The organism is Streptomyces sp. FXJ1.172 (assembly GCF_001636945.3).
Lineage (GTDB): Bacteria > Actinomycetota > Actinomycetes > Streptomycetales > Streptomycetaceae > Streptomyces.
On sequence record NZ_CP119133.2, the window covers coordinates 5,946,405 to 5,961,690 of the forward strand.

The window sequence follows — 15,286 nt, forward strand, 5'->3', positions numbered from 1 at the left end:
GGGCTTCCGGACTGCGAGAGGCGGGGGCGGGGCGGCTGGGCGGACCGGCAGGGATCAGGTGCGGGGCAGGAGAAGCCGGGCGAGCACGGTGGTGGCGAGGAGGAGGGCGGCGACGCAGAGGAGGCCGAGGCGCATGCCCGGGAGGGAGAAGCCGCCGCCGGGGCCGGAGAGCAGGCTGCCGAAGAGGGCGACGGCGAGCGCGCCGCCGGTCTGGCGCAGGGAGTTGAGCAGCCCGGACGCGGTCCCCGCCCGCTCGCCCGGGACGGCGTCGATCAGCAGCGCGGTCAGTGCGGGCACCGCGAGCGCCCCGCCGATGCTCAGCGGCAGCAGCAGGAGCAGCACCAGCCACACCGGGGTGTGCACGGCCAGCGGCAGCATGGCCAGCATGGCCACGGCGAAGACCAGCTGACCGGTGACGATCACCGGCCGCCGGCCGAACCGCTCCGCCAGGCGCGGTGACAGCAGGTTGGTCGCCGTCACCACCGCCGACATCGGGACGAACATCAGCCCGGCCGCTGTTCCCGACATTCCCCGCAACTGCTGGTAGTACAGCCCGAGGAGGAAGATCCCGCCGTAGAAGGCGGCGTTGACGGCGAATCCGACGACCAGCGGGACCGCCACCAGACGGTCGGTCAGCATCGCCGGCGGGACCATGGGCCGGCGGTGCCGGGACTCCACCGCGTAGAACGCGAACCCGGAGGCGACGGCGAGCACGGCGGCGATCAGCACCGGGAGACTGGTCCAGCCCAGGTGACCGCCCTCGACCACCGCGAACGCCAGCCCGGCCAGCGCCAGTACGGCGGCGAGCTGGCCGCCGCCGTCCAGCGCGGCCGGCCGGCGCGGGGAGCGGGGCACGCGGACCAGCAGGCCGAGGATCACCGCGCCCACCGGGAGGTTGAGCAGGAAGACCGCCCGCCAGCCGGCCGACTCGGTGAGCAGGCCGCCCAGTACCGGGCCCGCGGCCATGGCCACAGAGCCGCCGACCGTCCACAGCGCGATGGCGCGGGCGCGCTCCCGGGTGTCCTCGTAGGCCTGCCGGATCAGCGCCAGCGAGGCCGGCATGACGACGGCGGCGGCGCCGCCCTGCGCCACGCGCGCGGCGACCAGCACGCCGATGCCCGGCGCGAGCGCGCAGCCGAGCGAGGCGAGGGTGAACAGGGCCACGCCCCAGCCATAGGCGCGGCGGGCTCCCGCGCGGTCGGCGATGGCGCCGGCGGAGAGCATCAGGGCCGCGAACATCAGGGTGTACGCGTCCACCACCCACTGCAGCCCGGACATCCCGCCGCTGAGGGAGTCCCGGATCGCCGGCAGCGCGATGTTCACGGCCGACACGTCGATGGTGATCACCGTGAACCCGAGGAGCGAGGCGACCAGGGCGACGCCTGCCCGCCGGGGCACGGCCGGAGCGCCGGCGGGCGGAGCGCCGGCGGGCGGCGCGTCCGGCCGGGCCCGGTCCGGCCGTCGCCCCCGCAGTCCTTGGGGTCCTCGAGGCGACGACGCCCCGGGGCCCGGTCCGTGGGCGGGGACAGTGGACGATGACGGGGAAGAGGTGCCCGGCACAGTGACCTCCTGGGCGCGGCAGGCGTGGTTGACGGTGTTCATCAGGGGTGATCGGGCGGGCGGCCGCAGTCCGCGGGGGCCGCGGCCCGGTGTCTCGCACCCCCTGGGCCCCGGCGGTCGGGCCGCCCGCTCCGGGGTCAACTCTGCGCCCGTCCATGACCGCGCGGCAGACCGCGCTGTACCCGGGGTGTGGCGTTCCAGGCCCTGACACGGCCCCCCACAAGCCGCGCGCGCCTGCCAGAATGGGCCGAATGGCAGCAGCGACGGACACGCGGGGCACCGAACTCGGCAGATACCTGAAGGCCCGCAGGGCGCAGGTGCGACCGGAGGACGTCGGCCTCCCGGCCGGCGCGGGCCTGCGCCGCACCCCTGGACTGCGCAGGGAGGAGCTGGCCGCGCTGGCCGGGGTGAGCGTGGACTACTACATCCGCCTGGAGCGCGGCCGCGAGACCAACCCCTCGCCCGCCGTCGTGGACGCCCTCGGCCGCGCCCTGCGCCTGCGCGGCGACGCCTACGAGCGCCTGCACGAGCTGGCGGAGCTGGCCGCCGGCCGGATGTCCGAGCTGCCGGCCTGCTCCGACCACACCGTCCGCGACTCGGTGCTGCGGATGCTGGAGTCGGTACGTCCGCTGCCGGCCTATGTGGTGAGCCGGTACAACTTCGTACTGGCCGCGAACCCGCCGGGCCGTCGGCTGCTGCCCGGGCTCTGGGACTGGCCGCAGCAGCAGCGCAACCTGACCCGCTACCTCTTTCTCCACCCGGTCGGGCGGGCGCTCTACGAGCCGTGGGAGGAGACGGTCGCGCTGTCGGTAGCGCATCTGCGGGCGGTCGCCGGCGCCGACCCGGACGACCCGGAGCTGACCGCGCTCGTCGGCGAACTGCTGCTGAAATCACCCGAGTTCGCACGACTGTGGGAGCGGTACGACGTCTGCGAGCGCGGCGGCGGGCAGAAGGTCTTCCGGCACCCGAAGGCCGGCCGGATGACACTGACCTACGAGGTCATGCGGCTGGCCCGCACCGGCGGCCAGCGGATGGTGGTCTACCAGGCAGCTCCCGGCACCCCGGACGAACAGGCCATGCTCCGCCTGGACCCGGCGGACACCCACCCGCAGCCGCTCCCCACGGCCCACCCGGCCCTGGCCCCCGCGAACTGACCCCGGTCTCAGGAGGATCGGTAACCCGCTGTCACACCCCACCGGTACCGTCGAAGGCGTGACTCAACAGGCGGGGACCTCCACGAGCGGTGAGCGGCGGATGGCCGTGCTCGAAGGTGTGCTGGAACGCATCACGTACGCCAACGAGGAGAACGGCTACACGGTCGCCCGGGTCGACACCGGCAGAGGCGCCGGCGACCTCCTCACGGTCGTCGGCGCACTGCTCGGCGCCCAGGTCGGGGAGTCCCTGAGCATGGAGGGGCGGTGGGGCTCGCATCCGCAGTACGGCAAGCAGTTCCACGTCGAGAACTACACGACGGTCCTGCCGGCCACGGTCCAGGGCATCCGGCGCTATCTGGGATCCGGGCTGGTCAAAGGCATCGGACCGGTCTTCGCCGACCGGATCACCCAGCACTTCGGGCTCGACACCCTGCGGATCATCGAGGAGGAGCCGAAGCGGCTGATCGAGGTCCCGGGGCTCGGCCCCAAGCGGACCAAGAAGATCGCCGACGCCTGGGAGGAGCAGAAGGCGATCAAGGAGGTCATGCTCTTCCTCCAGACCGTCGAGGTGTCCACCTCCATCGCCGTGCGGATCTACAAGAAGTACGGCGACGCGTCGATCTCCGTCGTCAAGAACCACCCCTACCGGCTCGCCGCCGACGTCTGGGGCATCGGCTTCCTGACCGCCGACAAGATCGCCCAGTCCGTCGGCATTCCGCACGACAGCCCGGAGCGGGTGAAGGCCGGCCTGCAGTACGCCCTGTCCCAGTCCGCCGACCAGGGCAACTGCTTCCTGCCCGAGGAGCGGCTGATCGCCGACGCGGTCAAGCTGCTCCAGGTCGACACGGGGCTTGTCATCGAGTGCCTGGCCGAACTCGCCGAGCCGCCGGAGGACGGCGAGGACCCGGGCGTCGTACGGGAGAAGGTGCCCGGCCCGGAAGGCGACACGGACGCACCCGTCACCGCCGTCTACCTGGTCCCCTTCCACCGCGCCGAGCTGTCCCTCTCCGCCCAGCTGCTCCGCCTCCTGCGCACCGAGCAGGACCGGATGCCCGCCTTCGGGGACGTCGACTGGACCAAGGCCCTCGGCTGGCTGAAGACCCGTACCGGCGCCGACCTCGCCCCCGAGCAGGAGTCCGCCGTACGTCTCGCGCTCACCGAGAAGGTCGCCGTTCTCACCGGCGGACCCGGCTGCGGCAAGTCCTTCACGGTCCGCTCGATCGTGGAGCTGGCCCGCGCCAAGCAGGCCAAGGTGCTGCTCGCCGCGCCGACCGGGCGGGCCGCCAAGCGGCTGGCCGAGCTGACCGGCGCCGAGGCCTCCACCGTGCACCGGCTGCTGGAGCTGAAGCCCGGCGGGGACGCGGCGTACGACCGGGACCGGCCGCTCGACGCCGACCTGGTGGTCGTGGACGAGGCCTCCATGCTGGACCTCCTCCTCGCCAACAAGCTCGTGAAGGCCGTGCCGCCGGGCGCCCACCTCCTCTTCGTCGGGGACGTCGACCAGCTGCCCAGCGTCGGCGCCGGCGAGGTGCTGCGCGACCTGCTCGCCGACGGCAGCCCCGTGCCCGCCGTCCGGCTCACGCGTGTCTTCCGGCAGGCCCAGCAGTCCGGTGTCGTCACCAACGCGCACCGCATCAACGCCGGGCAGCATCCGCTGACCGACGGGATGAAGGACTTCTTCCTCTTCGTCGAGGACGACACCGAGGAGGCCGGGCGGCTCACCGTGGACGTGGCGGCGCGGCGGATTCCGGCCAGGTTCGGGCTGGATCCGCGCCGGGATGTGCAGGTGCTCGCGCCGATGCACCGGGGGCCCGCCGGGGCCGGGGTCCTCAACGGGCTGCTCCAGCAGGCCATCACGCCCGGCCGGCCCGATCTGCCCGAGAAGCGGTTCGGCGGCCGGGTCTTCCGTGTCGGCGACAAGGTCACCCAGATTCGCAACAATTACGAGAAAGGGACGAACGGCGTCTTCAACGGCACCGTGGGCGTCGTCACCTCGCTCGATCCGGTCGAACAGCGGCTCACGGTGCTGACGGACGAGGACGAGGAGGTTCCGTACGAATTCGACGAACTGGACGAACTGGCCCATGCGTACGCGGTGACCATTCACCGCTCGCAGGGGAGTGAATATCCCGCTGTGGTGATTCCCGTCACGACCGGGGCATGGATGATGCTCCAGCGGAACCTCCTCTACACGGCGGTCACCCGGGCCAAACGGCTGGTCGTCCTCGTCGGGTCGCGCAAGGCGCTCGGACAGGCGGTGCGCACGGTGTCGGCGGGACGGCGGTGCACGGCCCTCGACTTCAGGCTGGCGTCACCCGCAGGACGGGCAGGCGTCACCGGTTCGGACGGGTAAGGGACCAGTGCGGGCGGGCATCGCAAAAAATGATCGATCAAATGAGTCGTGAAGGTCACAGAGCACTTCCAGATGCCGTTCGGAGGGGGCAGGATGGGCAAGTTGGCGGCACTGAGTGCCGCCAATGGGCCCAATGGTCGACCCCGAGTGCACTCTCCTGAGCCAAATGGGGGATGGTAGAGACAGTCAGGGCACCTCGAAGATGAGGCACTACGTCGGTGAGGGAAGACGTGAGCGACAACTCTGTAGTACTGCGGTACGGCGACGGCGAGTACACCTACCCGGTGGTCGACAGCACCGTCGGCGACAAGGGCTTCGACATCGGGAAGCTCCGCGCCCAGACCGGTCTGGTGACTCTGGACAGCGGATACGGCAACACGGCCGCCTATAAATCCGCCGTCACCTACCTCGACGGAGAGGCGGGCATCCTCCGCTACCGCGGCTACCCCATCGAGCAGCTGGCCGAGCGCTCCACCTTCCTCGAAGTGGCGTACCTGCTGATCAACGGCGAGCTGCCCACCGTCGACGAGCTGACGACGTTCCAGAACGACATCACGCGGCACACGCTGCTGCACGAGGATGTCAAGAACTTCTACAAGGGCTTCCCGCGCGACGCCCACCCGATGGCCATGCTGTCGTCGGTCGTCTCGGCGCTGTCCACCTTCTACCAGGACAGCCACAACCCGTTCGACGAGAAGCAGCGCAACCTCTCCACGATCCGGCTGCTCGCGAAGCTTCCGACGATCGCGGCGTACGCCTACAAGAAGTCGATCGGCCACCCGTTCGTCTACCCGCGCAACGACCTCAACTACGTCGAGAACTTCCTGCGCATGACCTTCTCGGTCCCCGCGCAGGAGTACGACCTCGACCCGGTCGTCGTCGCCGCGCTCGACAAGCTGCTGATCCTGCACGCCGACCACGAGCAGAACTGCTCGACCTCGACGGTCCGCCTGGTCGGCTCCTCGCAGGCCAACATGTTCGCGTCGATCTCGGCCGGCATCAGTGCGCTGTGGGGCCCGCTGCACGGCGGTGCCAACCAGTCCGTGCTGGAGATGCTCGAGGGCATCCGCGACTCCGGATCCGGCGTCGACACCTTCATCCGCAAGGTGAAGGACAAGGAGGACGGCGTCCGCCTGATGGGCTTCGGCCACCGGGTCTACAAGAACTTCGACCCGCGCGCCAAGATCATCAAGGCCGCCGCGCACGACGTGCTCTCCGCGCTGGGCAAGGAGGACGAGCTCCTCGACATCGCCCTGAAGCTGGAGGAGCACGCCCTCTCCGACGACTACTTCGTGGAGCGCAAGCTCTACCCGAACGTCGACTTCTACACCGGTCTGATCTACCGCGCCATGGGCTTCCCGACCGAGATGTTCACGGTCCTGTTCGCCCTCGGCCGCCTGCCGGGCTGGATCGCCCAGTGGACCGAAATGATCAAGGAGCCGGGCTCCCGCATCGGCCGCCCGCGCCAGATTTACACGGGCGTGGTCGAGCGCGACTTCGTCCCGGTCGAGGCACGCTGACACCTGCCGGTGGGGGGCGCTTCTTCCCCGGTGCCCCCGTCGCCGCTTTTCGCGGTGCCCCGCCGGCTGTCGAGCGACAGGGCCTGCCCGTGCCGGGCGGGCCCTGAAGCGGTGGCGAGCAGCAGTACGCGGCGGAAAGAGCAGAAGGCGCCCTGTCGCCGGTCCCCCCACGGGCCGACGGCCAGGGCGCCTTCCCATGTCCCGGTGCGGATTCCCCCCACGGGATCCGGCCGGGCGCTCGGAGAGGACAGCGCCTGAATCGCTGTCTTCGAGCAGAACGAGCAAAACTCGCCCCACTCCAGTGACACGGTGCGATCTGCCGGGACAACGCACGCTGGGAGGGCCGCTCAAAGCTCCCCGGTGTACGTGCCCCGGCAACGCATCTCTGAGGAGGTCCCCCAAGACATCCTCAGATGCCGGCAGACGCCCCCCAAGACGCCGAACCGACATCGCCAACTTAGACCTTCGAACCCCTTCGATGGTTACGTTCGCATCACTGTGATCTGCGTCTCTTGCATATGTCCTTTAGGTGCGCAAGAGCCCCGATACGACGATCGGAGCCCAAGCGTAAGGATGATGCGCGAGCCTTGTGAAGAGCTTATGTGGTGTGCGCGTCGGACTCTAGAGGGTCTCTTACTTCGACCGACCCGAACCGCCGGTAACCCCCGGGGACTTCAGCGGAAGCGGCGCAGCCGCAGGCTGTTGGTCACGACGAACACCGAGGAGAAGGCCATCGCCGCGCCCGCGATCATGGGATTGAGCAGCCCGGCGGCAGCCAGCGGCAGCGCGGCCACGTTGTAGCCGAAGGCCCACACCAGGTTGCCCCTGATGGTGGCCAGCGTCCGCCGGGACAGCCGGATCGCGTCCGCCGCCACACGCAGGTCCCCGCGCACCAGCGTCAGGTCGCCCGCCTCGATCGCCGCGTCCGTACCGGTGCCCATGGCGAGCCCCAGATCGGCGGTGGCCAGCGCGGCCGCGTCGTTGACGCCGTCACCGACCATCGCCACGGTGCGCCCCTCGTCCCGCAGCCGTCGTACGACGTCCACCTTGTCCTCGGGCAGCACCTCGGCGTACACCTGCGCCGGGTCGATGCCGACCGTCCGCGCGACCGCCTCGGCGACCGTCCGGTTGTCCCCGGTGAGCAGCACCGGCGTGAGCCCGAGCGCGCGCAGCTCCCGTACCGCCTCGGCGCTGGTCTCCTTGACCGCGTCGGCGACCGCGAACACCCCGCGGGCCCGCCCGTCCCAGCCGGCCACGACGGCCGTACGGCCCTGCTCCTCGGCCTCGCGGACCGCCCGGGCCAGCTCCTTCGGGAGGACGTCGTACAGGCGCCCCACGGCCACCTCGTGGCCGTCCACGTGCCCGCGTACGCCCCGTCCGGGAACGTTCTCGAAGCGCTCGGCCTCCGGCAGCTGACCGGCCCGTTCCCGGGCGCCCGCCGCGACGGCGCGGGCGACGGGGTGTTCGGAGGCGTGCTCCAGGGCGCCCGCGAGCCGCAGCAGCTCCTTCTCGTCCTCGCCGTCGGCGACGTGGACCGCCTGGAGCGTCATCCGGCCCGTGGTGACCGTGCCGGTCTTGTCGAGGACGACCGTGTCGACGCGGCGCGTGGACTCCAGCACCTCGGGGCCCTTGATGAGGATGCCGAGCTGGGCGCCGCGGCCGGTGCCGACCATCAGCGCGGTCGGGGTGGCGAGGCCCAGCGCGCAGGGGCAGGCGATGATCAGGACGGCGACGGCGGCCGTGAACGCGGCGGCCGTGTCCCCCGTCAGGCCCAGCCAGAGGCCGAACGTGGCGGCCGCGATGCCGATGACGACGGGCACGAAGACGGCGGAGACCCGGTCGGCGAGCCGCTGCACCCCGGCCTTGCCGTTCTGCGCGTCCTCCACCAGCCTCGCCATCCGCGCGAGCTGGGTGTCGGCGCCGACCCGCGTGGCCTCGACGACCAGCCGCCCGCCCGCGTTGACCGTGGCCCCGGTGACCCGGTCACCCGGTCCCACGTCCACCGGCACCGACTCGCCGGTCAGCATGGACGCGTCCACCGCGGAGACACCCTCGGTCACCGTGCCGTCGGTGGCGATCTTCTCGCCGGGCCGTACGACGAACCGGTCGCCGACGGCCAGGGCGGACACGGGGACGCGTATCTCACGGCCCTCCCGGAGCACCGCCACGTCCTTGGCGCCCAGCTCCATCAGGGCCCGCAGGGCCGCACCCGCGCGCCGCTTGGAGCGGGCCTCCAGATGGCGGCCGAGCAGGATCAGCGTGACGACTCCGGAGGCGACCTCCAGATAGATGGTGGAGGCGCCGTCCATGCGGGAGACGGTGAGGCGGAACTCGTCGTGCATGCCGGGCAGGCCCGCGTCGCCGAAGAACAGCGCCCACAGCGACCAGCCGAACGCGGCCAGCGTGCCGACCGAGACGAGCGTGTCCATGGTGGCGGCGCCGTGCCTCAGGTTGGTCCAGGCGGCGCGGTGGAAGGGCAGGCCGCCCCAGACGACGACGGGCGCGGCGAGGGTGAGCGAGAGCCACTGCCAGTTGTCGAACTGCAGCGCCGGGATCATCGCGAGCAGGACGACGGGCAGCGCGAGCAGCGCGGAGATCAGCAGCCGCTGCCGGAGGGCGGCCGACTCGGGGTCGTGCGCGGAGGGGCCCTGCGCCAAGGAGTCCGGGGCGGAGACGGCCGTCCCGGGCTCGGGCCGCGGCGGTGCGGGTTCCTCGGCGGTGTAGCCGGTCTTCTCCACGGTGGCGATCAGGTCGGCCACCCGGACGCCCTCGCCGAAGGAGATCTTCGCCTTCTCGGTGGCGAAGTTGACGGTGGCGCTCACGCCGTCCATCCGGTTGAGCTTCTTCTCCACCCGCGCGGCGCAGGAGGCGCAGGTCATCCCGCCGATGAGCAGCTCGGCCTCGAAGGAGGGCCCGGCCGTTGCGGCCGTGTTCGCTGCGGTGGTGCTGGTCATGTCCGGACTCCAGACATCGGACCGGACCGCACGGAGCCAGTATGAGCTGGTCGGTACGGCCCGGTCGGGGAAAGAAAGGTTTCGGTCCCGTACGGGACCGGACTCGCGGCTGGTGGGACGGGTGTCCGCAGCTCCGGTCAGGCCCGGCCGGCCAGCTCGAAGCCGGCCTCGTCCACGGCGGCGCGCACGGCCTCGTCGTCCAGCGGGGCCGCGGAGACGACGGTCACCTCGCCGGTCGACGCGACGGCCTTCACCGAGCTGACGCCGGGGATCTGGGAGACCTCGCCGGAGACGGCCCCCTCGCAGTGGCCACAGCTCATGCCGGTCACCTTGTAGACGGTGGTGACGGAACCCGGGGTGTCGGTGTGGGCGGTCATGTCGTTACTCCTCGTCGAGGCGTATGGGGCCGGTGGGGTCCGCGAGGTCCGCTGGGGCCGCGGAGGATTCCCACGTTCCTCACACTATACCCCTAGGGGGTATTTCTCCAAGAGGGGTCCCGGCGCGCCAGCGACCGGACCCAGCCGATCCCGCCCAGGGCCACCAGGGCGAGTCCGCCGACCGAGAACAGTGTGAACAGGTGCTCCTGCGCGGCACTCGGCCGGGCGGGATACGCCTGCGTGAACAGCGGCCCGTCCAGGCCGGCGCCGGTCAGCCGGGCCGTCACCCACGTCGCGATGCCGCGCGTGGCGTCCCACGAGGCGTGCAGCAGGCAGACGCCCAGGCAGGTGCCGGCCACCGGCGCCGTGATGCGGAAGTGCCCGTTCAGCCTGCGCCGGGACAGCAGGACGCCGCCGGCGATCGCGGTCCACAGGCCGTGCCCGAGGGGGGCGAGCACCCCGCGCAGCATCTCCGTCTCGAGCAGCGCGCGCAGATCGACGCCCTCGGTGGTGACGGCCGCGTCGAAGGCGTACCCGGCGCTCTCCAGTGCCGCGAAGCCGAAGCCGACGGCCGCGCCGAGCACGAGTCCGGCGCGCGTCCCGCGGATGCCCGGCCGGCCGCGCAGCACGAACACGAGCGCGGCCAGCTTGGCGGCCTCCTCGGTCGCTCCGATGCCGGTGAACATCCCGAGGGAGGGGCGCAGCAGGTACGACTGCGCCGGCGAGGCGCCGAGCACGCCGAGCGCGCCGCCGGTCAGGAAGCAGCCGAGGACGGCACTGACGCCCAGGTCCCGGCCGTGCCGCTCGTACGCCCACAGCACGAAGACCACCGGCGCCAGAAAGCTGCCGAGCAGGATCAGCGTCGGCAGCAGCGCGCTGTTGCGCGTCTCGTACGTCACCCACGCCGTCAGCACCCACAGGGCGAGCCCGCCGCCCAGACAGTTCCGCCACAGGCCCGCGCGGATGTGCGGGTACGGCGGCGGGGGCTGCTGCGGGCCGGGGATGCGGGCCTTGGGTGCGCCGGGCGGCGGGGAGTGACTCACGGGGGACCCCTCGGGCGGCTGCTGGGCGATTTATCCGCACTGTAGGCAGATGTGCCGGGTGCCGCAGTCCGGGCGGCTCCCCGGGATCACCCGCGGCCGGGCCGGTCTCCCACGAGTGGTTCCAGGTAGCGGACCAGGACGTCCTTGATCTCCTGGACATAGGCGGTGCGTTCGGCACCCTCGTGGGTGAGGACCAGCTCCAGGCCGGCCTTGTAGATGCCGAGGCAGACGTGCGCCGTGCGGGTGACGTCGGCCGTGGCGGCCTCGGGCATGAGGGAGGCGAGCAGGCCTTCGACGCGGCCGATCAGCGTGGTGTGCAGCTGGTCGTGCGCGTCGGCGATCCCGCCGGGCAGGTCGGGGCCGTGCATCAGCGCGAAGAAGACCGGGTGCTCGGTGTTGAAGGCGATGAACCGGTCGACGGCGGCGCCGACGGCCTGCTCGAGGGGGGTAGCCGGGTCGACGGGGGCCAGCGCCTCGCCGTAGGTCTCCCGCATCTCGTGGACGAGCCGGTCGCCCAGCTCGATCGCGATCGCCTCCTTGTTCGGGAAGAACTGGTAGAGCGTGCCCGGCGAGACACCGGCCTCGCGGGCGATGGCGTTGGTGCTGGCCGCGGTGTAGCCCGTGGTGCAGAAGACCTGGGCGGCCGCCTCGAGCAGCTGGGCGATACGGCGCTCCCCCCGGGCCTGCCGGCGGCGCGGCTGCTCCTTCTGTGTCTGCGGGTTGTCCGACACGCGTGATCCCCAGATCTCCGAACGCGATTGACAAACGCGAGTGACCGCTCGCATTCTTGATGAAACGCGAGCGATCTCTCGTGTTCGCCAGTCTATTGGCAATGACCCACTCATGCTGCCTGCCTGCACGGACATGAGTCACGGTGAAGGGGACACCGCACGATGACCGAAGTCAACAGCCCACCCCGGCCCGGCGGCTGGACCCGCTTCGTGACCGCCCGCCCCCGCCTGTCGCTGCTGGTGGCCCTGGTGCTCACCGCGCTTGCCGTGGTGGCCGGCAGCGGGGTCGCGGACCACCTCGGCAGCGGCGGCTGGGAGGACCCGGCCGCCGAGTCCTCGTACGCGACCAAGGCCCTGGAGCGCGAGTTCCCGGCCTCCCAGCCGAACCTGCTCCTCCTGGTCGACGCGGGCCGCGCCTCGGTCGACGATCCGGCGGTCGCCGCCGAGGCCCGCGACCTGACGAGCCGGCTCGCGGCGGAGAAGGGTGTGACGGGTGTCGGCTCCTACTGGCAGGCCGATGCGTCGGCGGCCCCGGCCCTGCGCGCCGAGGACGGCCACGAGGCGCTGATCGCCGCCCGCGTCACCGGCGACGAGAACACCATGGCCAAGACCCTGGACCGGATAGCCCCCCACTACCGGGGCACACACGGCCGGGTGCAGGTCAGGATCGGCGGCATCGTCGCGGTGCGGCACGAGATGCAGACCATCATCAAGGAGGACCTGACCCGCGCCGAACTGATCGCCCTGCCGATCACGCTCGTGCTGCTGGTGATGGTCTTCGGCAGCGCGATCGCCGCCCTGCTGCCGCTGGGCATCGGCATCGTCGCCATCCTCGGCACCAACGCCGTCCTGCGCGGCCTGACGACCTTCACCGACGTCTCCGTCTTCGCGCTCAACCTCACCACGGCCCTGGGCCTCGGCCTGGCCATCGACTACGCCCTGTTCATCGTCCGCCGCTACCGGGAGGAACTGTCCACGGGCGCCGCCCCGTTGACCGCGGTCGGTGCGACACTGCGCACGGCCGGGCGCACGGTGCTCTTCTCCGCCTTGACCGTCGCCGTGTCCCTGGCCGCCATGATGGTCTTCCCGCAGTACTTCCTGCGCTCCTTCGCCTACGCGGGCATCGCGGTGGTCCTGCTCGCCGCGGCCGCCGCCCTGATCCTGCTCCCGGCGGCCCTGGTCCTGCTCGGTCACCGGGTCAACTCCCTGGATCTGCGCCGCCTGTTCCGGCGCGGCCGCACCCCGGGGCCCGCCGACGGGACGGCCTGGGCACGGACGGCCGGCCTGGTGATGCGCCGCGCCCCGCTCTTCGCCCTCGGCACCACCGTCCTGCTGGTGACTCTCGGACTGCCCTTCCTGGGCGTGAAGTTCGGCACCGCCGACGACCGCCAGCTGCCCTCCACCGCCGAGTCCCACGTGGTCCAGCAGCACATCCGCGAGGACTTCCCGGGCAGCCCCGGAGGCGGCCTGGAGATCCTCGCCGAGGGCAGGGCCACCGCCGCCCAGTACGCCGCCTACAAACAGCGGGTGGCCGCCCTGCCCGATGTGGTCCGCGTCGACGGCCCGCTGGTCAAGGGCGACGCCGCCTACTTCACGGTGCAGCCGGGCGGCGAGGCCGTGGACGGCGCCGCCCAGCGCCTGACCGGCGATCTGCGCGCGCTGCACGCCCCCTTCGGCACCAAGGTGACCGGCACGGCCGCCGTCCTCGTCGACACCAAGCACGCGATAGCCGGGCGCCTGCCCTGGGCGGCCGCGTTCATCGCCGTCGTCACCCTGCTCCTGGTCTTCCTGCTGACCGGCAGCGTGCTGATACCGATCCAGGCGGTGGTCCTGAACGCGCTCAGCCTGACGGCGATGTTCGGCGCCGTGGTCTGGGTCTTCCAGGACGGCCATCTCTCCGGCCCGCTCGGCTTCACCAGCCCCGGCTCCATCGAGACCACCCTGCCCGTGCTGATGTTCTGCGTGGCCTTCGGGCTCTCCATGGACTACGGCGTGTTCCTGCTCTCACGCATCAAGGAGGAGTACGACCGCACGGGCGACCACGAAGCGGCCGTACGGCACGGACTCCAGCGCACCGGCGGGCTGATCACCGCGGCGGCGGTCATCCTCGCCGTGGTGATGGTCGCCATCGGCACCTCCCGGGTGACCAACACCAAGATGCTCGGCCTGGGCATCGCCCTGGCGGTCCTGATGGACGCGATGGTGGTCCGCAGCCTCCTGGTCCCGGCGATCATGCGGCTGACGGGCAGGGCGACCTGGTGGGCACCGGCGCCCCTGCGCCGCCTGCACGACCGGTTCGGACTCGGCGAGGGCGAGGCTCCGGCGCCCCGCGGGGCCGCGGGCAACGGCGCGACCGGCCACGGCGAACCGGAACTGGCCACGCGATCCGGGGGCTCGCTGACCCTCTAGTCTTCGCGCAGGTTCCCGAAAGGAGCGCGCATGCGAGCCGTCGTCTTCGACCGATACGCCGCCCCCGCCGAGGTACGTGAGCTGCCCGATCCCCACCCGGCCCTTCACGGAGTGGTCGTCCGCGTCGAGGCCACCGGCCTGTGCCGCAGCGACTGGCACGGCTGGATGGGCCACGACCCCGACGTCGAGCTGCCGCATGTGCCCGGGCACGAACTGGCCGGTGTCGTCGAGGCGGTGGGCCCCAGGGTCCTGCGCTGGCGGCCCGGCGACCGGGTCACCGTGCCGTTCGTCTGCGCCTGCGGCACCTGCCCGGCCTGCGCGGCGGGCGACCAGCAGGTGTGCGAGCGCCAGACCCAGCCGGGCTTCCACCACTGGGGCTCCTTCGCCGAGTACGTGGCGCTCGACCACGCCGACGTCAACCTGGTCGCGATCCCGGACGCCATGGCCGGCGCCACCGCCGCCGCCCTCGGCTGCCGCTTCGCCACCGCCTTCCGCGCGGTGGTGCAGCAGGGCCGGGTGGCGGCGGGGGAGTGGGTCGCGGTGCACGGCTGCGGCGGGGTGGGGCTGTCGGCCGTGATGATCGCGGCGGCCTGCGGGGCGCGGGTCGTGGCCGTGGACGTCTCGCCCGAGGCGCTGGCCCTGGCGCGCAGGTTCGGGGCGGCGCAGTGCGTGGACGCGTCCCGCACGCCGGACACGGCGGCGGCGATCCGCGAGCTGACCGGCGGCGGAGCCCATCTCTCTCTCGACGCCCTCGGCTCCCCCGCCACCTGCGCGGCCTCCGTGAACGGCCTGCGCCGCCGCGGCCGGCACATCCAGGTCGGCCTGCTGCCCTCCGCCGACGGCACCACCCCGGTCCCGCTGGCCCGCGCCATAGCCCTGGAGCTGGAGCTGCTGGGCAGCCATGGCATGGCCGCGCACGCCTATCCCCAGATGCTGGAGCTGGTCGGGTCCGGGGTGCTGCGCCCGGACCTGCTGGTGACGCGCACCGTCCCGCTCGCGGCGGCCCCGCAGGCCCTGGCGGCGATGGGCACGGCGCCGGGGGCGGGCGTGACGGTCATCGAGCCGTGGAGCTGAGCGCGGCCCACTCGCGGTCCACGGCCGCCATCACCACCGCCTCGTCCGCCCAGGCGCCGCCCCGCGGGGCGGCCTCCCGCCGTACGCCCTCCGCCACGAACCCGGCCTCCT

Annotated in this window: 10 protein-coding genes; 5 read left to right on the forward strand and 5 right to left on the reverse strand. The window is 72.2% G+C overall.

Annotated features, from left to right (window positions below; genetic code table 11):
- Positions 1 to 54 precede the first annotated feature (54 nt).
- Positions 55 to 1,602 (reverse strand): MFS transporter, encoded by a 1,548-nt coding sequence (locus A6P39_RS26620; protein ID WP_234379125.1) that lies wholly within the window; start codon positions 1,600 to 1,602, stop codon positions 55 to 57.
- Between the two features lie 209 nt (positions 1,603 to 1,811).
- Here A6P39_RS26620 and A6P39_RS26625 point away from each other — a divergent pair, with 209 nt between their 5' ends.
- From A6P39_RS26625 to A6P39_RS26635, 3 genes are all read left to right on the forward strand, one after another.
- Positions 1,812 to 2,714, forward strand: a complete 903-nt coding sequence (locus A6P39_RS26625) for a helix-turn-helix domain-containing protein (protein ID WP_067052189.1) — start codon at positions 1,812 to 1,814, stop codon at positions 2,712 to 2,714.
- Between the two features lie 100 nt (positions 2,715 to 2,814).
- Positions 2,815 to 5,067: an SF1B family DNA helicase RecD2 gene (recD2, locus tag A6P39_RS26630; RefSeq protein WP_199840932.1), complete on the forward strand. Its 2,253-nt coding sequence runs from the start codon at positions 2,815 to 2,817 to the stop codon at positions 5,065 to 5,067.
- 230 nt (positions 5,068 to 5,297) lie between these two features.
- The gene (locus A6P39_RS26635; RefSeq protein WP_067052187.1) at positions 5,298 to 6,587 is read left to right on the forward strand and encodes a citrate synthase; all 1,290 of its coding nucleotides are present in this window, start codon (positions 5,298 to 5,300) and stop codon (positions 6,585 to 6,587) included.
- Positions 6,588 to 7,261: 674 nt separating this feature from the next.
- Here A6P39_RS26635 and A6P39_RS26640 read toward each other — a convergent pair.
- The 4 genes from A6P39_RS26640 to A6P39_RS26655 form a co-directional block, all read right to left on the reverse strand.
- A complete protein-coding gene (locus A6P39_RS26640; RefSeq protein WP_275883909.1) occupies positions 7,262 to 9,541 on the reverse strand; it encodes a heavy metal translocating P-type ATPase in 2,280 nt (759 codons plus the stop codon).
- Positions 9,542 to 9,678: 137 nt separating this feature from the next.
- Positions 9,679 to 9,918 carry a heavy-metal-associated domain-containing protein gene (locus tag A6P39_RS26645; protein ID WP_067057632.1) on the reverse strand — a complete coding sequence of 80 codons (240 nt, stop codon included), beginning with the start codon at positions 9,916 to 9,918 and terminating at the stop codon, positions 9,679 to 9,681.
- Positions 9,919 to 10,010: 92 nt separating this feature from the next.
- Positions 10,011 to 10,961, reverse strand: a complete 951-nt coding sequence (locus A6P39_RS26650) for a PrsW family intramembrane metalloprotease (RefSeq protein ID WP_067057629.1) — start codon at positions 10,959 to 10,961, stop codon at positions 10,011 to 10,013.
- A gap of 86 nt (positions 10,962 to 11,047) precedes the next feature.
- Positions 11,048 to 11,692 (reverse strand): TetR family transcriptional regulator, encoded by a 645-nt coding sequence (locus tag A6P39_RS26655; RefSeq protein ID WP_234379341.1) that lies wholly within the window; start codon positions 11,690 to 11,692, stop codon positions 11,048 to 11,050.
- A 162-nt stretch (positions 11,693 to 11,854) separates the two neighbouring features.
- Here A6P39_RS26655 and A6P39_RS26660 point away from each other — a divergent pair, with 162 nt between their 5' ends.
- Positions 11,855 to 14,101 (forward strand): MMPL family transporter, encoded by a 2,247-nt coding sequence (locus tag A6P39_RS26660; protein WP_067057626.1) that lies wholly within the window; start codon positions 11,855 to 11,857, stop codon positions 14,099 to 14,101.
- A 30-nt stretch (positions 14,102 to 14,131) separates the two neighbouring features.
- Positions 14,132 to 15,175 carry a zinc-dependent alcohol dehydrogenase family protein gene (locus A6P39_RS26665; RefSeq protein ID WP_067057623.1) on the forward strand — a complete coding sequence of 348 codons (1,044 nt, stop codon included), beginning with the start codon at positions 14,132 to 14,134 and terminating at the stop codon, positions 15,173 to 15,175.
- Positions 15,176 to 15,286: the final 111 nt, after the last annotated feature.